The 19408-nt window shown below is 26.7% G+C and carries 26 protein-coding genes and 1 pseudogene; 5 read left to right on the forward strand and 22 right to left on the reverse strand.

Annotated elements, in window-relative coordinates:
* Positions 1–134 precede the first annotated feature (134 nt).
* The 6 genes and pseudogenes from LEQ07_RS06250 to LEQ07_RS06280 all read right to left on the reverse strand — a co-directional run bounded on the left by LEQ07_RS06250 (position 135) and on the right by LEQ07_RS06280 (position 3589).
* The gene (locus tag LEQ07_RS06250) at positions 135–353 is read right to left on the reverse strand and encodes a hypothetical protein (RefSeq protein WP_046823425.1); all 219 of its coding nucleotides are present in this window, start codon (positions 351–353) and stop codon (positions 135–137) included.
* Between the two features lie 105 nt (positions 354–458).
* Positions 459–1124 carry a hypothetical protein gene (locus tag LEQ07_RS06255; RefSeq protein ID WP_263329935.1) on the reverse strand — a complete coding sequence of 222 codons (666 nt, stop codon included), beginning with the start codon at positions 1122–1124 and terminating at the stop codon, positions 459–461.
* Positions 1124–1777 (reverse strand): hypothetical protein, encoded by a 654-nt coding sequence (locus LEQ07_RS06260; protein WP_263329936.1) that lies wholly within the window; start codon positions 1775–1777, stop codon positions 1124–1126. Before LEQ07_RS06260 ends, LEQ07_RS06255 begins: the two co-directional genes overlap by 1 nt.
* A gap of 308 nt (positions 1778–2085) precedes the next feature.
* Entirely contained in the window at positions 2086–2883 is a 798-nt protein-coding gene (locus LEQ07_RS06265) for a Cof-type HAD-IIB family hydrolase (RefSeq protein WP_263329937.1), read from the reverse strand.
* A 114-nt stretch (positions 2884–2997) separates the two neighbouring features.
* A pseudogene (locus tag LEQ07_RS22900) lies at positions 2998–3446 on the reverse strand (DUF3793 family protein).
* On the reverse strand, positions 3398–3589 hold the full coding sequence (locus LEQ07_RS06280) for a hypothetical protein (RefSeq protein ID WP_263329939.1): 192 nt from the start codon (positions 3587–3589) through the stop codon (positions 3398–3400). The pseudogene LEQ07_RS22900 and the gene LEQ07_RS06280 overlap by 49 nt, the downstream one beginning before the upstream one ends.
* Positions 3590–3795: 206 nt before the next feature.
* Between LEQ07_RS06280 and LEQ07_RS06285 the strand changes: the two genes are divergently transcribed.
* A complete protein-coding gene (locus tag LEQ07_RS06285) occupies positions 3796–4872 on the forward strand; it encodes a M24 family metallopeptidase (RefSeq protein WP_263329940.1) in 1077 nt (358 codons plus the stop codon).
* A 128-nt stretch (positions 4873–5000) separates the two neighbouring features.
* Here the strand turns inward: LEQ07_RS06285 and yiaY are convergent, their stop codons facing one another.
* Positions 5001–6170 carry an L-threonine dehydrogenase gene (gene yiaY / locus LEQ07_RS06290; protein WP_046823430.1) on the reverse strand — a complete coding sequence of 390 codons (1170 nt, stop codon included), beginning with the start codon at positions 6168–6170 and terminating at the stop codon, positions 5001–5003.
* Between the two features lie 206 nt (positions 6171–6376).
* Between yiaY and LEQ07_RS06295 the strand changes: the two genes are divergently transcribed.
* On the forward strand, positions 6377–6811 hold the full coding sequence (locus LEQ07_RS06295; protein WP_263329941.1) for a GtrA family protein: 435 nt from the start codon (positions 6377–6379) through the stop codon (positions 6809–6811).
* Between the two features lie 4 nt (positions 6812–6815).
* On the opposite strand, the gene LEQ07_RS06300 is transcribed toward LEQ07_RS06295, so the two are convergent.
* The 6 genes from LEQ07_RS06300 to alr form a co-directional block, all read right to left on the reverse strand.
* Positions 6816–7211 carry a hypothetical protein gene (locus tag LEQ07_RS06300; protein WP_263329996.1) on the reverse strand — a complete coding sequence of 132 codons (396 nt, stop codon included), beginning with the start codon at positions 7209–7211 and terminating at the stop codon, positions 6816–6818.
* A gap of 206 nt (positions 7212–7417) precedes the next feature.
* Positions 7418–7609 (reverse strand): radical SAM protein, encoded by a 192-nt coding sequence (locus LEQ07_RS22420; protein ID WP_317852030.1) that lies wholly within the window; start codon positions 7607–7609, stop codon positions 7418–7420.
* A complete protein-coding gene (locus LEQ07_RS06310) occupies positions 7597–7767 on the reverse strand; it encodes a hypothetical protein (RefSeq protein WP_263329942.1) in 171 nt (56 codons plus the stop codon). The genes LEQ07_RS22420 and LEQ07_RS06310 overlap by 13 nt, the downstream gene beginning before the upstream one ends.
* Positions 7751–8251: a MogA/MoaB family molybdenum cofactor biosynthesis protein gene (locus tag LEQ07_RS06315; protein ID WP_263329944.1), complete on the reverse strand. Its 501-nt coding sequence runs from the start codon at positions 8249–8251 to the stop codon at positions 7751–7753. The genes LEQ07_RS06310 and LEQ07_RS06315 overlap by 17 nt, the downstream gene beginning before the upstream one ends.
* Positions 8252–8382: 131 nt before the next feature.
* Complete coding sequence (locus LEQ07_RS06320) at positions 8383–9312, reverse strand: S66 peptidase family protein (RefSeq protein WP_263329945.1); 930 nt, start codon at positions 9310–9312, stop codon at positions 8383–8385.
* A 2-nt stretch (positions 9313–9314) separates the two neighbouring features.
* Positions 9315–10454 carry an alanine racemase gene (gene alr, locus LEQ07_RS06325; protein WP_263329946.1) on the reverse strand — a complete coding sequence of 380 codons (1140 nt, stop codon included), beginning with the start codon at positions 10452–10454 and terminating at the stop codon, positions 9315–9317.
* Positions 10455–10591: 137 nt separating this feature from the next.
* On the opposite strand from alr, the gene LEQ07_RS06330 reads away from it, so the two are divergent.
* Positions 10592–11389, forward strand: a complete 798-nt coding sequence (locus tag LEQ07_RS06330) for a M55 family metallopeptidase (RefSeq protein WP_046823441.1) — start codon at positions 10592–10594, stop codon at positions 11387–11389.
* A gap of 24 nt (positions 11390–11413) precedes the next feature.
* Here the strand turns inward: LEQ07_RS06330 and LEQ07_RS06335 are convergent, their stop codons facing one another.
* The 3 genes from LEQ07_RS06335 to LEQ07_RS06345 form a co-directional block, all read right to left on the reverse strand.
* Positions 11414–11968 carry a flavodoxin domain-containing protein gene (locus LEQ07_RS06335; protein ID WP_046823442.1) on the reverse strand — a complete coding sequence of 185 codons (555 nt, stop codon included), beginning with the start codon at positions 11966–11968 and terminating at the stop codon, positions 11414–11416.
* Between the two features lie 67 nt (positions 11969–12035).
* Positions 12036–13259 (reverse strand): MDR family MFS transporter, encoded by a 1224-nt coding sequence (locus LEQ07_RS06340; protein ID WP_263329947.1) that lies wholly within the window; start codon positions 13257–13259, stop codon positions 12036–12038.
* 308 nt (positions 13260–13567) lie between these two features.
* Positions 13568–14326, reverse strand: coding sequence for a DMT family transporter (locus LEQ07_RS06345; protein WP_317852031.1), 759 nt, complete (start codon positions 14324–14326; stop codon positions 13568–13570).
* A gap of 270 nt (positions 14327–14596) precedes the next feature.
* On the opposite strand from LEQ07_RS06345, the gene LEQ07_RS06350 reads away from it, so the two are divergent.
* Entirely contained in the window at positions 14597–14821 is a 225-nt protein-coding gene (locus LEQ07_RS06350; protein WP_263329948.1) for a hypothetical protein, read from the forward strand.
* Positions 14822–14985: 164 nt separating this feature from the next.
* A complete protein-coding gene (locus tag LEQ07_RS06355) occupies positions 14986–15549 on the forward strand; it encodes a manganese efflux pump MntP (protein WP_263329949.1) in 564 nt (187 codons plus the stop codon).
* A 40-nt stretch (positions 15550–15589) separates the two neighbouring features.
* Here the strand turns inward: LEQ07_RS06355 and LEQ07_RS06360 are convergent, their stop codons facing one another.
* The 6 genes from LEQ07_RS06360 to LEQ07_RS06385 all read right to left on the reverse strand — a co-directional run bounded on the left by LEQ07_RS06360 (position 15590) and on the right by LEQ07_RS06385 (position 19346).
* The gene (locus LEQ07_RS06360; protein ID WP_263329950.1) at positions 15590–16333 is read right to left on the reverse strand and encodes an ABC transporter ATP-binding protein; all 744 of its coding nucleotides are present in this window, start codon (positions 16331–16333) and stop codon (positions 15590–15592) included.
* Between the two features lie 50 nt (positions 16334–16383).
* Complete coding sequence (locus tag LEQ07_RS06365) at positions 16384–17271, reverse strand: ABC transporter permease (protein ID WP_317852032.1); 888 nt, start codon at positions 17269–17271, stop codon at positions 16384–16386.
* 123 nt (positions 17272–17394) lie between these two features.
* Positions 17395–17832, reverse strand: coding sequence for an ATP-binding cassette domain-containing protein (locus LEQ07_RS06370; protein ID WP_263329951.1), 438 nt, complete (start codon positions 17830–17832; stop codon positions 17395–17397).
* A 14-nt stretch (positions 17833–17846) separates the two neighbouring features.
* On the reverse strand, positions 17847–18089 hold the full coding sequence (locus LEQ07_RS06375; RefSeq protein ID WP_317852033.1) for an ATP-binding cassette domain-containing protein: 243 nt from the start codon (positions 18087–18089) through the stop codon (positions 17847–17849).
* Positions 18085–19104, reverse strand: coding sequence for an ABC transporter permease (locus LEQ07_RS06380; protein WP_263329952.1), 1020 nt, complete (start codon positions 19102–19104; stop codon positions 18085–18087). The genes LEQ07_RS06375 and LEQ07_RS06380 overlap by 5 nt, the downstream gene beginning before the upstream one ends.
* A gap of 104 nt (positions 19105–19208) precedes the next feature.
* Complete coding sequence (locus tag LEQ07_RS06385) at positions 19209–19346, reverse strand: hypothetical protein (protein WP_161794392.1); 138 nt, start codon at positions 19344–19346, stop codon at positions 19209–19211.
* Between the last annotated feature and the right edge of the window lie 62 nt (positions 19347–19408).

Consider the following 19408-nt stretch of genomic DNA (forward strand, 5'->3'; position numbering starts at 1 on the left):
TATGTATATTAAAATTATTTTATTATATTATATCATTATGTGATCAATTATTTAAATATACTTGGCATAATAATGCATAATTGCAAAATAAAAGGAATATATATGTATATATTCCTTTTAAACAATACTTTATTTTATAAATCCATTCTTCCTTTGTAATCACCATTACCATTTTTTATATGGCTTTTTCTATTCATTGTTTTCTTACTATATTTAGCTTCACCTTCAGATGCAAGCTTTGCATTAACTTCTGTTGATTCACATCCATTTATGCCTAACTCTTGTGCAATCTCTTCTTTATTTTGTTTGTAAAGTTCAACTTTTGTTAAATTTTGTTTTTTATTATTAGTCATTTTCATACTCCTTTCTAAAATATACTCATCTTTATTGTGCTTATTTTCATAAATTAAATTCTAGTAAATCATTTACAAAAAATAAAGAGCATATGCTCTTTATTTTTAAAATCCAAACTGAAGTCCTATAACTAAAAATCCAATTCCAAGTATTGTAATTGTAACTAGTAAAGGAGCTATAAATTTAAGCCATTTATCCCAAGGAACTCTAGCTACAGCTAATGCTCCCATTAAAACTCCAGATGTAGGTGTGATCATATTCATAAATCCTGATCCAAATTGAAATGATGTTACTATTTGCTGTGCTGAAACTCCTACCAAATCGCCAAGTGGTGCAAGTACTGGTATTGTAAGTGATGCAAGTCCTGATGATGATGGTATTAATATAGTTAAAGCACTTTCAAGCAGGAATGTTAGAACTATAAATATCGACTTTGGAAGTCCATTTAATAAGTTTGCTGCTGAATTTAATATACTATCTATTATAAATCCATTTTGTGCAATTATTACTATTCCACGAGCCAAAGCTATGGCAAGCCCTGCTGTAATTAAATCTTTAGCTCCTTCTTCAAAAGCTTCTACAATTTCAGATTGTTTTAATCCTCCAAATATTCCTGACAATATTCCCATTGCGCAGAATATCATACAAATTTCTGGTATGTACCATCCTTTTGCAATTACTCCATAAACCATAGCTGCCATACCAACAGTAAATGTAACTAAAACAGCTAACTCTTTTTTAGTAAAAGGTTTTATAGATGATTGTCCCATTACAAAATGTTCTCTATTTTTTTATCTAATTCGTATACAATTGATTTTGCGGATTTTTTAACTTTATTGGCATGTAACATAACAAATGCAATAGATATCGCCATTATAATTACAAAAATTATACTTCTATATCCAATCCCTGAACCGGGTGCTATATTAGCTAAAGCTTGTGCTATGCCAGTTGAAAAAGGATTTATTGTTGATGCAGCAGTTCCTGCAGCTGCTCCAATAAATACCACTGACATTCCAGTTAGGGAATCATAACCCAAACTTACCATCATAGGAATAAATATAATGTAAAAAGGAAGTGCCTCTTCGTGCATTCCAAAGGTTGTACCTCCTAATCCAAATAAAATCATACATATTGGAATAATTAAAAACTCCAATCCTTTCATTTTAGAAATCGTATGCCCAATACCTGCCTCTATAGCCCCAGTTTTGTTTACTATTCCAAAGGCTCCTCCAACTAATATTACAAATCCTACAACTTCTGCAGCATCTATAAATCCATCTATTGGAGCTTTAAATATTTCTGGTATACCTTGTGGATTAGATTCTACTACTTTATATGTTCCTGGTACAACTACACTTCTCCCATCAACTTCAGTTCTATCAAACTGTCCACTTGGTATTATCCAAGTTAATCCAGCCATAACTATAATCAATGCAAAGATTATCGTAAAAGTATGAGGAATGCTAATCTTTTTCTTTTTTGTTTTTGTTGTTTTCTAAAATCTCTGATTTACTCATAATTCATCTCCCTATAATAACCCCTTTTTTCATTTTAGATTGATAAATTTGTGACAGTCCTTTATGTCAAATTCTATATTTATATAACTCTTTTCACTAAAATTATAGCATATCTTGGTAATTAACATTTGAATTTTTTAATTTTTTCTTAAATTTATAATTTTTAAACTCAATATATAAAAAAGCATAGGCTTAAGCCTATGCTTTTCATTTATTTTAATATTTCACTTAATGCTTTTGCTACACCATCTTCAGTGTTTTTGCAAGTTATAAAGTTTGCATTCTTTTTCACTATATCTTCCGCATTACCCATTGCAACACCCATACCAGCATATTTTATCATACTTAAATCGTTATGATTATCTCCAAAAGTTATTATTTCACTTTTATCTATATCTAAGTATTTACCTAAACTTTCTACAGCACTACCTTTATTAACGCCTTTTTTCATAATCTCAATATTATCAAAGAAAGATTTAGTCAATTCTATATCTTCTATAGTTTTCAATTCACATTCTACTTTAGATAGTAGTTCTAAGTTACTTTCTATAATTAAAAATTTCAAAATATTTTTCCCTAATATTTGTTCTTTTATATTTTCAGTTTCAATTATCTTTATATTTAAATCTTCTTGCATTTGATATTTTCTAAGCCATTCATTTATATATGTAGTAAATATAGTATCATCTGTAAAACACTGATAATATATATTATTTTTTTCTAAAACATCAATTATGTTGTTACATATATAATTTTCTATTTGGCTTTCATATATTATATTCCCATTTGACTCTTTAATTAAAGCTCCATTACAACATATTATAGGAGTTTTTATTCCTAACTCCCTAGCATACTTAATAGTTGATTCATAAATTCTCCCTGTTGCAATAGCTACATTAACCCCTTTATCAGCAGCAAATTTCAAAGCTTCTTTATTTTTCCGGCTGATTTCATGCTCTCCATTTAACAAGGTTCCATCCATATCTGTTACTATCAATTTATAATTCATATTTGCCTCCTTTAAATGCCTATTTAATTTCGATTATATTATATTCTAGTATATTAATACCATTTCCTTCTTATTTTTACACTTTTGAATCAGTTTTTGATAGTAACAATTTATTTAAACTACTTTTTTTATTCTATCAAGAGATTTTTTCTCTAGCATATTTCTCATTTTTTTCCTATCTTCTAAAAATCTATTATATATTTCATCTGAAATTTTAGTATTTCCATATACTCTCCAATACTTTGTCTTCTGAAGTTCATAATTACCATAACCCATAAATCCTACTACATCTTTTAGTGGATATCCTAAAATATGCCTATTTCATGTGGAAATTCATTTTCTTTTAGCTTATCTAATAAGCAATTTATATAATTATCTAGCGTATAGCAATTTGGATATCCTATAAACCTAAGAAAATTTACGCATTTTTTATTTTTTAAAGTTTCCGATAGAGCATCTTTATTTATGAATAGTATTTTTATTTCCCCATTATCCTTATAAACTATCTCATATTTTAATCTAGAACAGCTTTTGAAAAAGATTCTATTTCTTTTATTTTGTATTCTTTATTGTTGTCATTAAGTGAAATATTTAATATTTCACTAGGCTTTGATCCTAAGATTACAGGCCCTAAAAGTTCTAATATCCATTTTATGTATGATGAATCTATTCTATTTTTACATGAGTAATCACATTTTATATTCATATTAACCTCCATTTAATTGAAAATCATTATCGTATTTAAATTTTATCATAATTGATAATGATTTTCAATATCTTTTTAGTTATATATTAAATTTTATTGTTCTAATCCATTTAAATTTCATTTAATTAAATTATTTTACATTTTATATAAATTTATGTTAAAATTTACTTGTACGATATTTATACAATTAAAAGGGAGATGGATATATGAAAACTCAAAGATTAAACGCTGTTCTTGATCAAATGAAGAAAAATAGCATAGATCAAATGTTAATTAGTGATCCATATGCAATATTCTACTTAACAGGAAAAATGATACATCCGGGAGAAAGATTATTAGCATTATACATAAATGTTAATGGAAATAATAAAATGTTTATAAATGAATTATTCCCTGTGAATGAAGACTTAGGTGTTGAAATGATTTGGTTTAACGATACTCAAAATTCAGTTGAAATCGTTTCCAACAATATAGATAAAACTGGTACTATAGGTGTTGATAAAAACTGGCCTGCAAAATTCTTATTAGCTTTAATGGATTTATCTCCAGAATGTAAATTTGTGAATTCTTCTTATATAGTAGATACTTTAAGATCTTCTAAAGATGAAGAGGAAAAAGATTTAATGAGAAAAGCTTCTGCTTTAAACGATGAAGCTATGAAGAGATTAAAATCTACTATAAATGCAGATTTAACAGAAAAACAACTTGCTAACAAATTATCTGGAATATATGAAGATTTAGGTGCTGATGGTTTCTCATTCTCTCCTATAATAGGATTTGGACCAACTGGAGCAGATCCACACGGTACGCCTGGTGATAGAAAAGTTAAAGTTGGAGATGCTATAATACTTGACATAGGTTGTGTAAAAGATAACTACTGTTCAGATATGACTAGAACAGTATTCTATAAAGAAGCTCCTGAAAAAGCTAAAGAAGTATTTGAAATAGTTTTAGAAGCTAATAAAAGAGCTATAGCTTTAGTTAAGCCAGGTGTTAGATTCTGTGATATAGATGCAGCCGCTAGAGATTATATAACAGAAAAAGGATACGGAAAATACTTCACTCATAGAACTGGTCACTCTATAGGTCTTGAGTGCCATGATATGGGAGATGTTTCTTCTGTTAATACTGATTGTGTTCAAGAAGGTATGATATTCTCTGTTGAGCCAGGTATATACCTACCAGGTGAATTCGGAGTTAGAATAGAAGATCTAGTTCTAGTTACAAAAGATGGTCATGAAAACTTAAATAAACATGATAAAGAATTAGTTATAGTTGGATAAATTTTAAAGCATAGACAAACATTTTGTCTATGCTTTTTTATGTCTACATATTTATAATTTATACAAAAAAAAGATTATCTTAAATAATTTAAGATAATCTTTTTGATATATAATAATTTATTTAATTTTTAAGCAAGTTCAGTTGCATTCCCCATCGCTCTTGTAAGTATATCTTTTACATCTTGATGAGTTGCTTTTATTGGATTAGTTAACCCACAAGCATCTTTAAGTGCATTATCTGCTAAAATATCAAAGTCTTCTACTTTAACTCCTAGCTCTTTAAGGCCTGCTGGTATATCTATATCACTTGATAATTTTCTTATAGCTTCTATACAAGCTTTTGCTCCTTCTTCATCACTCATGTTTTTAGTTTCAACACCCATAAACTTAGCTACATCCTTTAACTTAGAACTGCAAACTGTAGAGTTAAATACTTGTACTTCTGGAAGTAATATAGCATTACATACTCCATGTGGTAAATCATAAAAGCCACCAAGTTGGTGTGCAATTGCATGTACATATCCAAGTGAAGCTGAGTTAAATGCCATTCCTGCTAAGTATTCAGCATAAGCCATCATATCTCTTGCTTCCATGTTATTTCCATCTTCTACTGCATCTCTTAAATGATTATTTATAAGTTCTATAGCTTTTTGAGCACAAGCATCAGTAACTGGTGTAGCTGCAGTTGATACATATGCCTCAACTGCATGAGTTAAAGCATCCATACCTGTTGCTGCTGTTAGTGATTTAGGCATACTGACCATTAACTCTGGATCATTTACTGCAAGTATTGGCGTAACATTTTTATCAACTATAGCCATTTTTACATGTCTTTCTTCATCTGTTATTATAGAGAATACTGTCATTTCAGAAGCTGTTCCTGCTGTTGTATTTATTGAAATTAAAGGTAATTGAGGTTTAGAAGATTTATTTATTCCTTCATAATCCTTTATATTTCCTCCATTTGTTGCAACTAATGCAATTCCCTTTGCACAGTCATGAGGAGAACCTCCGCCATAAGAAATTACAAAATCACAGTCATTTTCTTTTAATATTTGAACCCCATCCATAACACTTTTTACAGTTGGATTTGGTATAGATCCTGGATAAACTACATAATCTATATTATTTTCTTCTAAAAGATCTTTTACCCCTTTGAATTCTTCACTTTTAGAAGATCTTTTTCCACATACTATAAGGGCTTTTTTAAGTCCTCTTGAAGTTATCTCTTCTGCTATTTTCTTAACGCACCCTGGTCCCATTAAACTTATATTCGGCATAAAAAATGCATAACTCATGTCTTTTCCCCCTTGTTAAACGTTTTTTTAAGCGTTATTATTTGTTTTTTATTTAACACAATATAATTATATACCACATTTTTCCTTATGTATATAGTTTTTTTGTTTTTTATATGTAAATATCATGTTATTATAAAACCAATACTATATTATGAAATGTTTTTACATGTAATGACATCATTGGTCAATATTAAGGAGAAAGTGTAATGATTTTAATTTTAAAAAAGTATAAAATGAAAATTATAGAATATGTTAAATTTAATGCTATAGGTATATCAAATTTTATAATTTCTCAAATGATTTATATTAGTTTGTATTTATTTTTAGAAATTCACTATTTATTAGCATATTCTATAACTAGTTTAATAAGTGTATCTGCTTCATATTTTTTAAATTCAAAGTTTACATTTAAAGAATCTAATTATACAGCTAAAAAGTTTTTATTATCTTCTTTAGTTTACGTATTTGAATTTTTCTTGAATATGACAATAATAATCTTATTTGTAAACATACTTCATATTAATGAGATTATAGCACCTTTATTTGCTCCAGTTTTTTCTACTCCTCCTGTCTTTTTTATGATTAGAGCTGTAATAAAAAAGATATATATTAATAGTAATCTATTTAATATATATCTTTAATTTTTTAACCACCTATTTGATTCATATTTCTTTTTGTATCACTCTTTTTATTCTCTATTAATTTGTGTTTTTCTGGTTTTTCATATATATACTTCTCTATCAAATTAGTAAACTCATTCTCATTATTTAAATACTTATTAATATCTAACTCTTCACTTGAATGTAAACACAATTTTACTTTCCCATTAGAAGTCATTCTTATTCTGTTACATTCACTACAAAACGAGCAACTCATAGGTGTAATTATTCCTACTTTTCCTTTTGAATTTTCAAGTTTATAATAAGATGCAACACTTTTTTCTTTATTTTTTATAGACTTTAAGTTTTCTATTTTATTTAAAGCTTCTTTTAAATTGATATATCCATTTTTAAATATTTTTAAACCTTCTCCTATAGGCATCAATTCTATAAATCTAACATCTATGTTCTTATTTTTTGTTAAATTTATAAATTGATTTAGTTCATCATCATTTAATCCTTTTATTAAAACACAATTTATTTACTTTAATGCCTACTTCCAAACATTTATCTATTGATTTTAATACTTCTCTTAAATCTCCACCTCTAGTTATTTTTTATATTTATCTTCATCTAGGGAATCCAAACTTATATTAACTTTTTTAATCCATTTTCTTTTAAGTTATCTATTTGTTCATAAAGACCTATAGCATTTGTTGTTATACATATATCATCGATATTACAATTTTCTTTTGTATACTTTATAAGTTCTTTTAATTTATCATAGATAAGGGGTTCTCCACCTGTAAATCTTACCTTTTTTATTCCTAATTTTGAAATCCTTTAATTATAAATTTATAATTTTCAAAACTTAATATATCATTTATATTCTTATCAAATTCAATTTTTTCAGGCATACAATAAATACAACTTAAATTACATTTATCGGTTAAAGAAATTCTTAAGTAGTCTATTTTTCTGTTATATTTGTCTATCATTTGCACACTCCACAGCTTCACCTTTTAGTATATCTATCCCATGTCCTATGGTATCTATTACAAATTCGATGCTTTCTATTGCTCCTTTAGGACTTCCTGGTAAATTTATTATAACCGTATTTTGTCTTATCCCACTTACACCTCTACTAAGCATTGCTCTCTTAGTTATTTTACAAGATTCCATTCTTATGTATTCACTAATTCCCGGAATCTCCCTTTCAATAACTTCCTTTGTAGCTTCTGGAGTTACATCTCTTTTAGAAAATCCAGTACCTCCATTAGTTAATATCAAATCTACATCTAGATTACATAATTTTATAATTTCGTTTTTTAGTTTTTCTTTGTCATCAGGAATCATAGTGTAATATTTAACTTTATATTCTTCTTTGACATTTATAAAGTCAGCCAGTTTCTTTCCTGTTATATCTTTTCTTTTACCTATAGAACCTTTGTCACTTAAAGTTATTATCGCTACATTAAACATATATCCACCTCTTTAAATCTCTTATGTATATACATAATTCTACCATATATTTTTTATGTTAGATAGTAACCTCTTTTAATATCTTTAAGTTAAAACATCAGTTACATAAAATTTTATGTAACTGATGTTTTCTATCTACTAAAATATATATTTTTATTTGTGGCATCTAATTTGCAATTTACTCCTAAAGGTATACTTATCATTGGATTACAATGTCCTGATTGCAAGTTGTATATACAAGGTTTATTGTAATTTTTAACTCTATCTGATAGTAAATCATATAATTCATAATCATCAACTTTTTCTTTTTTGCAATCTTCAAAATCTCCAAATATAATACCTCTGCATTCTTTAAATTTACCTCCTAATTCTAATTGTGTAAGCATTCTATCTATTCTATAGATTTGTTCTCCAACTTCTTCTATAAACAAAATCTTATCTTTAGTATCAATCTCATATTTAGTTCCCATAGTACTTGCTATCAATGATAAATTACCACCTATTATTTTTCCTTCTGTAACTCCCTCTACTACAGTATATAATTCTTCTCCCATAGGATTTTCTATAGTTAAGTTATCTTTCATATTAATCATATTTTTAAAAGAATTGTAAGTAAAGTCATTCCAGTTTGGTGATGTTGATGCCATTATCCCATGATAAGTTACCAAATTACAATATTGATTAAAAGCTATATGAAGTGCAGTTATATCTGAGTACCCAATAAACACTTTTGGATTTGCCTTTATAATATCATAGTTTATTTTATCAAGTATTCTAGGTGTTCCATACCCACCCCTAAGACATAAAATTCCATCAACTTCTTTGTCTTTAAACATTGTTTCTATATCTTTAACTCTTGTATTATCATCACCTGCTAAATATCCTTTATAGCTTAGATAGCAAGTGTCTCCCATTTTTACTTTATATCCAAAACTTTCAATAGTTCTTTTTATTTTATCAATTTCAAAATTTAAAGAATCTTTGCTCTCAGGTTTATATGGACTTGATGGTGCTATTATTCCTATTGTATCACCCTTTTTTAACTGTTTTGGAAATATCATAATTAATCATCCCCCATTATATAATTTAAACTTTTTATTATTTTATTATTTTTTAAATAAACTTTATCAACTCTTCTTGATGTTAATACAAGTATTTCATTTCTATTTGTATCACATAAGTTTGCAATCTCTAAAATATTAGGACCATTTTTCCCATAAAAAATAACCTCTTTTTCATAATCATTTTCATTTATATCACTTATGTCTATAATCATTTGATCCATACAAATCTTGCCTATTATATTGCATTTTTTATTATTTACATATACATAACCTTTATTTGATAGGCATCTTGGTATTCCATCTGCATATCCACACGGTATAATACCTATATTCATATCCTTATTTGCTATGTATGAATAATCATAACTTATACCTTCTCCTTTAAGAAGTCTTTTCACTTGTATTATTTTTGATTTAAATGTAATAGCTTCACCCAAATTTAAATTTGACTTGCGACTATTGTATCCATATATACTAGATCCAACCCTAACCATATCTAAATGGAAACCCTCATAAGCTACCATACCTATACTGTCACATATATGCTTTATAGGTATATCTTTGTATTTTGATATCCCATATAATATATTTTTAAACTTATCGAATTGTTCATAGTCAGATTTTTCATCTTTAAGTGCTAAATGGGAGAAAATTCCTTCCACAAATATATGATCTAAATTTATAATATCTTTTATATCTTCAAGGGTAGATTCATTAATTTTAAATCCTAATCGATTAAATCCTGTATCTATTTTTATATGAATCTTGCCTTTAATATTTTTTGTCTTGCAAATACCATTAATTATATTAGCTTGCTTAGTTGAAAACACTGTAATTGTTATGTTTTTTTCAATAGCCAGCTCCAGGTAATCATCTGGAATATATCCCATTACTAAAATGGGTAAATCTATATTATTTTCTCTTAATTCAAAAGCTTCACTTATAGCTGCAACACATATATAATCTACATTTTCTTTATCTATATTTTTGCATAGTTGAACTGCTCCATGTCCATATGCATCTGCTTTAACTACTATAGCTAATTTTGTATTTTTTGAAATATATTTTTTTATCTCACATATATTTTTATTTATTATATCTAAATCAATCTCTAAATAAGTTTCTCTTGTTAAATTCATAAGTTTCCTCCATTAATATGCTTTTTATATGTATATTTTTAGATTTAAATAACTATATCTATTATATGAAATTTAAAATTATTAATAGACAGTCCTCTTAATAATTTTAATTTTAATAAAGATTAGGGGGAAATTTTATGAGAGTATATATAAGTGCTGATATAGAAGGTACGTGTGGAATTGTAAATTGGGAGGAAACTAACCTTAATTGCGCTCATTCAGAGTATCATAAAACTCAGATGACTAAAGAGGTTAAATCAGCTTGTGATGGAGCTAACACAAATAATTGTGATTTTATTTTAGTAAAAGATGCTCATGATAGCGCTCGAAATATTAATCCATCTTTACTTCCTACAAATGTAAGCTTAGTTAGAGGATGGACTAATGGTCCTCTTATTATGATGTCAGGTATTGATCCTACTTTTGATGCAACTCTTTTTATAGGATATCATAGTGGAGCTAGTCAAGATGGAAACCCACTTTCTCATACAATGAATAGTTCTAAATATGATTATGTAAAGATAAATGATGAAATCGCAACAGAATTTATGGTAAATGCATATACAAGTGCTTACTTTGATGTTCCTGTAGCATTTTTAAGTGGAGATGAACTTCTTTGTAAAAATGCTAAAAAACTAAATCCAAATATTGTAACAGTTCCTGTATCAAAAGGAATTGGAAATGCATCTATCTCTATACATCCAGATATAGCTTTAAAAAATATAAAAGATGGTGTTGAGCAAGCTCTATCAGGTGATCTTTCTAGACATATAATAAAACTCCCTGATTTATTTGACATAGAAATCAAATTTAAAAATCACTATGATGCTTATCAAGCTTCTTTCTATCCAAAATGTAAATTAATAAATACTCAAACAATATCTTTTTCAACAGATGATTATTATGAGTTTTTAAGAATGTTTTTATTTATTTAAAGAAAGTGCTAATGATAATTAAATTTAATTATCATTAGCACTTTTATATACACTGATTTTATCTATCAATTCTTTTATAGATTTTTTATCAGTTAAGTCTATTTTTTCTTCAAATCCCCTTAAAACAACTTTATCATCTTCTGTTAAATCTGATTTGGTCTTTTTGTCTATCATGCTTTTTAGTGCTTTCATCATAATTTTGTCTATGAAGCTTAGTGAACTATAATCTAAGCCTCCTTTAAAATTGTAAAATCCAACATTTTTTTCTTCTATATTTTTAAAATTATTTTTTATTAATGATTCTTTTCTATTTTCACTTATACTTTCCATTCCAACTGAAAAAATATAAATATTCTTATCTTTTATTTTATTATAGTTTTGGTCAATAAAGTTTAATCCATTTATTTTTCCCTTATATATGCCACCTCCAAATATTATAGTTTCATATTCGTCTAAATGTTTTGACCTTATATCTGAAATTTCATATAAATCTGCATCTAACTTCAAAGCAATCCATCCTGCATATTTTTTTGTACTACCATATTTAGTTTTATATATTACTGCAATTTTTTTACTCATATAAACACCTCATCTTACAGTTATTTCTTCTTATATATACTTATATGACTCATTTGTTCATTTTCCTTTAATTATTTTTCATACTCTTTTTTATCATCATCATCGTAATCATTCCAAAAGTCGCAACTGTTGCAACAATCATCCATCCTACAAATATATTGTATTTTTCTATCATATCACCCATAATCATAGGTCCTATTGCAAATCCGATCCCTGATATTAAAGGTAGTATCGAACTTATTCTTCCTCTATGTGATGCTGGAGTGTTATTCGCAATAAACGTTCCTTGATTTATAACTATTAAAATTTCTCCTATTGTCATTAAAAATACACCTATAAAAAATAAAACTACGGTATTTACTATTCCAAACATAAAAAATGCAATTGCATAAAATAACCCTCCAATAGACATAGCCTTTAGTACATTCATTTTTGTTGTTAAAGATGTAATTATAGGTGTAAATACTATAACTACTACTCCATTTATTCCACCTAGCAATCCATAAAGTTTTGCTCCGTTTGATCCAAATAAATCTTCTAACTGTATCGGTAATGCAAATCCCCACTGTGAATATGAAAAATAGTACATCAATACGCCTAGAGAAAAGAAAATTAGTGTAGGTCTTTGAATCAGAACCTTAAATGCAGAACCTTCTACCTTTTGTTCTAAATCGCTTAAAACCTGTTCGTTTTCATAGTTTTCATCATTTATTTTTCTTTCTTTTACAAATAGAATTATTAAGACTAGTGCTATTAAAGTTGTAATTCCATCTCCTATAAATATAAGTGGTAAGTAATTTTCATACAAAAGTCCACCTAATATAGGTCCTATGCAAAATCCTATATTGCTTCCCATGTATAAAAGAGAGTACGAAGCTTTTCTATTTTTATAGGTTGTTATATCTGCATTTAAAGCTTCAAATGCAGGTGATGAAATTGAATATAGACAAGATGACAAAATCATTATTTTTGCCATTGTTGTTGAAGGTTTCATAAATCCACAAGCTATAAGTGTTAAAGCTCCAAGAAACTGGCAAATAATTATAACTTTTCTTCTTCCTATCGTATCTGCTAATTTCCCTCCAAATATCATTGCAGGTGCTTGAAATGCAGATAGTGTAGTTATAAATATCCCTGCTTCAGATATCGATAATCCGATTTTTTGAGTTAAAATTAAAGCCATTAAAGGATGTACAAAAGCCCCAAGACTATTTACAATCCTACCAATAAACAAAACGTATACTTCTTTTGACAAGCCCTGGTATGTTTTTAATAAATTGTTAATTCCCATAGCATCCCTCCTCACAAATTGTTTATACTATATAATTATATTCCTTCTAGCTCCTCTAAAAGCACTTTTAAAGTAAATCCTCCTAATATATTTGTAATTTTCCAAATATTATAAAAACAAAATAAGTCATATTAAAATATTCAATCTATTTAATATGACTTATTTAATGTTTCATTCAGCTTCATTAAGCTCTAACGAATCTTCTGTTTTAAATAAAAACGACAATTTTATTTCTGCACAAATAATAGCCGTAAATATAAATAAACTTCCCAAAATCATTCTAAGAGTTATTATTTCCTTTGCTATTATTATAGAAAAAGCATCCCAAATATCGCTTCAGTGGATAATAATATTGCTGTTTTAGTTCCATCAACTTTAGTTTGGCATATAGTTTGCCCAAGAAAACATAACGTTGTATTAAACACACCTAAAAATAGTACAGATCCTATAGTTGAACTGTTTATAGCAGTACTTGATTCTCCTGCAAAAAACTGTAATGTCAACGATAGTAAAAATGCCGTTGCCATTTGTATGCATGTAAGTACAACAGGATCATGTTCTTTTGTAAATTCGCTAGTTAAAAATATATGCATAGCAAACCCCACTGCACATATTAATGTCAGACCATCTCCAAAACTTATACTAAAGTCTGACTCTAATGAGATTATTCCTATTCCTATAAGTGCAATTAAACTACTTATAATTCCTATTTTTTCTATCTTTCGTTTATATAAAATACACCCTACAAATGGTACTATTACAACATTTGCAGCTGTTAAAAATGCGCTTTTCGCTGAAGTTGTATATTTCAATCCGAACGTCTGAAAAGAAAATGCTATAAATAAAAATATACCAAGTAATACCCCTGAAATAATATCTTTTTTATTTGTATTTCTAAGTTTTTTAAAGAATATTACCCCTATTAAAAGTGCTCCTATAAAAAACCTACCTGTCATTAATTGAAATGGCGTAAGACCATTTTCCAACCCAAGCTGAGTTGCTACAAATCCACTTCCCCAAATCAGAGATACTAATAATAATCCAATTTCTCCACTATACTTTTTTATAAAAACCCCCTCCTTTTTTACCCACTCATATTATTATATTATTTATTTAGCACTTTTTCTATAATCTATAAAAACTTTATGTATAAATTTTCATAATTGTAAAAAATTTCGCCTATTTATATAATTAGATTAAAATTATTCATATTTTTGATGTGTGTAATATTTTAGAAAATATAAAACTTTCGACGTTTTTCACTATATATTTACACTTATTTCCTTTAGTGCTAAGATTTAATTATTAAATCAATTATTCTTAAGGAGATGTTAAAAATGACTGTTAAAAATGAAGTAAAACACATAGAAGACGAATTAAAAAAAGATGTAGAATGTTTAAAATCTATACATGAAGATAAAAAAGAACTTAGACATGAAAATCATGAAGAACATAAATTTACTAAAGAATTAAAGCATGAAATGAAAAAAGAAGAAAGAGAACTAGAAAGAGAAGAAAGTAAAATAATTAAAGAAGAAAACAAAGAAATAAAAAATAGATAAAGAAATAAAAAAGAATTAAAACAATTAAGAGAAATAGTTTAAAAGCGTACCTTACAAATAGTAAAGTACGCTTTTTTAAAAACTTGGACTATTTACATATCTATCCTATATATATTAATATTGAACTATTTATTTTAATATTAATATATATAGGGAGGATTTTCATGAGCATAACTTTCATCTTAATGACTTCTATTGCATTATCTATGGATGCATTTACTGTATCATTATCTAAGGGTATGTGTGTAAAAAAATTAGATTTTAAATTGGCTCTTAAAATTGGTTTTTCTTTTGGACTATTTCAAGCTTTAATGCCTCTTATTGGATGGAAAATTGGAATTGGATTTTCTGAATATATAAAGTCTATTGATCACGTAATAGCATTAGTGCTGTTGTGTTTTTTAGGATTGAATATGATTTTTTCAAATGATGATAATTCTAACTCCTCTAAGTTGAGTAATTTTAATATATTTATTTTAGCTATTGCTACTAGCATAGATGCTCTTGCCGTAGGCATTAGTTTTTCATTTTTAAATATTTCAATACTACCAATAATACTTTGTATCGGCACAATAACCTTCATACTTTGTTTTTTAGGTGTATTAATAGGAAATAAGGTTGGGTATTTTTTAGGAAGTTTCGCTAAATTTTTAGGTGGAATAATCCTTATTTTAATAGGTTTTAATATTTTTAATGAACATACTGGATTTTTAAATTATTTCTTTTAAGTACATAGTTTAAGGTGGCATCTAATATCTAAATGTCACCTTAATTCATATTCTCCTTGTTTAGTGAGCATATACTATCGTAGTAAATACCCTTTTTCTTCATAAGTTGGTCATGACTTCCACTTTCAGCTATTACTCCCTTATCTACTACCATTATATTATCACAGTATCTTATGGTGCTTAGTCTATGAGCTATTATTATGCTAGTTTTATCTTTCATCGCATGTTTTATAGCTTCTTGAATTTTTCTTTCTGTGTTAGTATCTATACTACTTGTCGCTTCATCTAAAATTAATATTGTAGACTCTTTAAGTATAGCTCTTGCTATGCTTATTAATTGCTTTTGTCCAATACTCAAACTATCTCCACCTTCTTCTATCAATGTGTCATAATTTTTTTTTAATTTCATTATGAAGCTATGTGCATTAGAAATCTTACATGCATTAATTACATCTTCCTTTGTAGCTTCTAATTGCGAATATTTTATATTGTCTAAAATCGTTCCATTGAATAAATATATATCTTGCAATACAATTGATAAAGAATTATTAAAGTATTCTTTATCATAGTCATTTATATCATATCCTCCTATTAAAATATCTCCTTTATCGTGTTCATATAATCTATTTATAAGATTTATAATAGTCGTTTTTCCACTTCCTGTTGTACCTATTATTGCATTGCTTGTTCCATCTTTAATTTTAAAACTCAAATCTTTTACTATATAATCACCTTTTCCATATTTGAACCATACATTTTTAAATTCTATATCTCCTTTTAACATATCTTTATTTTTAATACTTTTACTTAAATGCTTTTCTTTTACATTCTCGTCTAATATTTCAAAACTCTTTCACATCCAGCTATAGATATCTGGAAAGTATTAAATAAATTTGCAAGTTCATTCAAAGGTCTAGTGAATTGTTTAGTATAACTTAAAAATGTAGCTATAGTTCCTACAGTTATTATATTTTTTATAGAAAGATATGCCCCTGCTATTGAAATAAGTGTAAATGATATATTCGTAATAACATTCATCATAGGCATAAGAAGAGAACTATATACTTGAGCTTTTAAAGATTCTCTTAAAAGCCTATTATTTATTTTATTAAAGTTTTCTACTGAGTCATGTTCATAGTTAAAGGCTTTTATTACATTCATATTTTTTATGTTTTCTTCTATGTGTGAGTTTAATAGACCTAATTCTATTTGTTGTCTTTTGAAAAATGACTTGCTTTTTCTAGCAATAAATTTGCTTAGTACAACAACTAATGGCATAGTAATTATACTTAATATTGTCAATTGAGGGCTTAGTATAAACATCATAAATACAGTTCCAAATACGGTTATACTAGATGTAATTATCTGAGTTATTGAACTTGATATACCACTACTTATATTGTCTATATCATTAGTTATTCTACTCATTAAATCTCCATTTTTATGTTCATCAAAATATGAAATAGGTAACGTTTGTAATTTCGAGAAAATAGATAATCTTATATTTTTTATAACCCTTTGAGACATGTTTATTATTATAAATTCCTTAAATAAGCTTACTACTGAATCAATTAGATAAAAACTAACTAAAGCTCCCAAGGTTATTTTAAATATAGATTTACTAAATTCATTGGTATCTATTATATCTACACACTTTCCTATTAACAGTGGTATTAATATAACTATTAAACAATCTAAAAAAACTAAAATACTTATTAATATTAATGTTTTTTCTCATTTTTAAAATACTTTAAAAGCGTAAAAATTGTTTTTCTAGCATTCTTGGGTTTCTTCTTTGGTGTAAATCTGCTTTCAATCTTACTTTTCATCGATTATCCACCACCTTTATACATCTGGAGATATTTGAGAGCTATATATTTCTTTATATATTTCACATTGTCTTAATAGGTTGTTATGGCTATCAAACCCAACTATTTTACCATTTTCTAAAACTATTATTTTATCCATGTCTAATATAGAGTTGATTTTTTGAGAAACTACTATGTATGTAGTATCATCTATATATTGTTTTATATTATTTTTAATTTCATTTTCAGTTTTTATATCCATAGCACTAAATGAGTCATCTAAAATTAAAATTCTAGGATTTTTTATTAAAGCTCTTGCTATGCAGATTCTTTGCTTCTGACCTCCAGACAAATTAGATCCATTTTCACCAACCATTTCTTCATATCCACTTTCAAAGTTTTTTATGAATTCATCACAACCACATATTTTACATACATTTATAACTTCATCTAGTGAAACTTTCTTATTTCCCATTTTTATATTATTGATTATACTTTTATTAAACAAAGTACTTTTTGTGGAACTAATCCAATATAACTTCTTAAATTTTTACTTTCTAAATTATTTATATTATTTCCATCTATTTTTAAAGTTCCTTTATTTATCTGATAAAATTTCATTATCAAATTTATTAAAGTTGTTTTTCCGCTTCCTGTTGGACCAATTATTCCTATGTGTTCTCCTTTATTTATTTTAATACTTATATCATCTAATACTTTTTCATTGTCAATATATGAAAATCCACATTTTTAAATTCCAAACTACCATTATGCTTATTTTTATATTCCCACTCTTATCTATACTATTTTCAGTGTTCAAAACTTCTATAACTCTTTCGCTAGATGCTTTAGCTCTTATAAATACATTAAAGATATGTGCTATCATAAGCAGTGAAGTCAAAATCCTCCCTATATAATTTATGTACGCTACAATAACACCTACTTCAATTTCATTATTTAAAATTAGTTTTGATCCAAAGTATAATATAATAGCTATTATTATATTAGAAATTAGAGTTATAGTAGGCTTAAACACAGCACTAATTTTCATAGCTTTTTCTGTTACTTCTAATAAATTCGTATTTACATTTTCAAATTTTTCCTCTTCATATGCTTCTCTATTAAATAGTTTAACTATTCTTATATTACATAAATATTGTCTTAGATTTGAATTTAAATTATCTAAAGATATTTGAACTTTCTTAAAATAAGGCGTACCTATATTTAGATTTATAATAATTATTCCAAATATAATTATTATGCCAACTAATAAAACTATTGACAGTTTTAGATTTAACTTCATTGCTAATACAAAACTTCCTATGCAAAGTATAGGTGCTTTTATTATAATTCTCATTAACCCATTTACAAATTGTTGTATCTGATTAATGTCATTAGTGCTCCTAGTTATTAAAGACCCTTTACTTATTTTATCTATATTCTCAAATGAGTACGAATTTATATGAGCAAATACATCACTTCTTAAATCTCTAGCAAATTTTTGAGATACATTTGTTGAAATTATACTTCTTAAAATAGCAAAAACAGCACCTGCTATAGTTATTACTACCATTAAAATACCTTTATTTATTAGATAACTCATATCTTTGTTAGATATCCCAATATCTATAATATTTGCCAATATAGTGGGCTGCATTAAATCACAAACAGCTTCAAAACTAACTAACACTATACCTAAAGTAAATAAAACAAAATACTTCTTCATATAAACTACAAAGTACCTCACAGGTCCACCTCCCCAATATATTTATATGTACTTTATACTATCTATTATATCCATTTTATATTTTATAATAATAAAAAAGCTATCTCATAATTATGAGATAGCTCCTATTTTTTATTAGATAAAAAATATCCAATCCATATACCTAGTGCCAAGGTAATAAGTGTTGTAAAATTTATTCTCGTAAATAATACTCCAGCTAAAACTCCTATTGCTATTCCAACAACCATACAGTTATTTTTCATATATTTCCTCCATAATAAAATCTATACTATAGAATATGAATATATGCTTATAAATTAACCAT

This window comes from Paraclostridium sp. AKS73, assembly GCF_025671395.1.
GTDB lineage: Bacteria > Bacillota > Clostridia > Peptostreptococcales > Peptostreptococcaceae > Paraclostridium > Paraclostridium benzoelyticum.

What these genes read in the sequence shown, in the direction of transcription:
- LEQ07_RS06310 (WP_263329942.1), bottom strand. Translation starts at nt 7,767, where the DNA reads ATGATAGACAAATATAACAGAAAAATAGACTACTTAAGAATTTCTTTA.
- LEQ07_RS06280 (WP_263329939.1), bottom strand. Translation starts at nt 3,589, where the DNA reads ATGAATATAAAATGTGATTACTCATGTAAAAATAGAATAGATTCATCA.
- LEQ07_RS06360 (WP_263329950.1), bottom strand. Translation starts at nt 16,333, where the DNA reads ATGTTAAAAGGAGATATAGAATTTAAAAATGTATGGTTCAAATATGGA.
- alr (WP_263329946.1), bottom strand. Translation starts at nt 10,454, where the DNA reads ATGAATTTAACAAGAGAAACTTATTTAGAGATTGATTTAGATATAATA.
- LEQ07_RS06320 (WP_263329945.1), bottom strand. Translation starts at nt 9,312, where the DNA reads ATGATATTTCCAAAACAGTTAAAAAAGGGTGATACAATAGGAATAATA.
- LEQ07_RS06385 (WP_161794392.1), bottom strand. Translation starts at nt 19,346, where the DNA reads ATGAAAAATAACTGTATGGTTGTTGGAATAGCAATAGGAGTTTTAGCT.
- LEQ07_RS06350 (WP_263329948.1), top strand. Translation starts at nt 14,597, where the DNA reads ATGACTGTTAAAAATGAAGTAAAACACATAGAAGACGAATTAAAAAAA.
- LEQ07_RS06330 (WP_046823441.1), top strand. Translation starts at nt 10,592, where the DNA reads ATGAGAGTATATATAAGTGCTGATATAGAAGGTACGTGTGGAATTGTA.
- LEQ07_RS06250 (WP_046823425.1), bottom strand. Translation starts at nt 353, where the DNA reads ATGACTAATAATAAAAAACAAAATTTAACAAAAGTTGAACTTTACAAA.
- LEQ07_RS06370 (WP_263329951.1), bottom strand. Translation starts at nt 17,832, where the DNA reads ATGGGAAATAAGAAAGTTTCACTAGATGAAGTTATAAATGTATGTAAA.
- yiaY (WP_046823430.1), bottom strand. Translation starts at nt 6,170, where the DNA reads ATGAGTTATGCATTTTTTATGCCGAATATAAGTTTAATGGGACCAGGG.
- LEQ07_RS06335 (WP_046823442.1), bottom strand. Translation starts at nt 11,968, where the DNA reads ATGAGTAAAAAAATTGCAGTAATATATAAAACTAAATATGGTAGTACA.
- LEQ07_RS06340 (WP_263329947.1), bottom strand. Translation starts at nt 13,259, where the DNA reads ATGGGAATTAACAATTTATTAAAAACATACCAGGGCTTGTCAAAAGAA.
- LEQ07_RS06315 (WP_263329944.1), bottom strand. Translation starts at nt 8,251, where the DNA reads ATGTTTAATGTAGCGATAATAACTTTAAGTGACAAAGGTTCTATAGGT.
- LEQ07_RS06300 (WP_263329996.1), bottom strand. Translation starts at nt 7,211, where the DNA reads ATGCCTATAGGAGAAGGTTTAAAAATATTTAAAAATGGATATATCAAT.
- LEQ07_RS06355 (WP_263329949.1), top strand. Translation starts at nt 14,986, where the DNA reads ATGAGCATAACTTTCATCTTAATGACTTCTATTGCATTATCTATGGAT.
- LEQ07_RS06260 (WP_263329936.1), bottom strand. Translation starts at nt 1,777, where the DNA reads ATGGCTGGATTAACTTGGATAATACCAAGTGGACAGTTTGATAGAACT.
- LEQ07_RS06265 (WP_263329937.1), bottom strand. Translation starts at nt 2,883, where the DNA reads ATGAATTATAAATTGATAGTAACAGATATGGATGGAACCTTGTTAAAT.
- LEQ07_RS06295 (WP_263329941.1), top strand. Translation starts at nt 6,377, where the DNA reads ATGATTTTAATTTTAAAAAAGTATAAAATGAAAATTATAGAATATGTT.
- LEQ07_RS06285 (WP_263329940.1), top strand. Translation starts at nt 3,796, where the DNA reads ATGAAAACTCAAAGATTAAACGCTGTTCTTGATCAAATGAAGAAAAAT.
- LEQ07_RS06255 (WP_263329935.1), bottom strand. Translation starts at nt 1,124, where the DNA reads ATGGGACAATCATCTATAAAACCTTTTACTAAAAAAGAGTTAGCTGTT.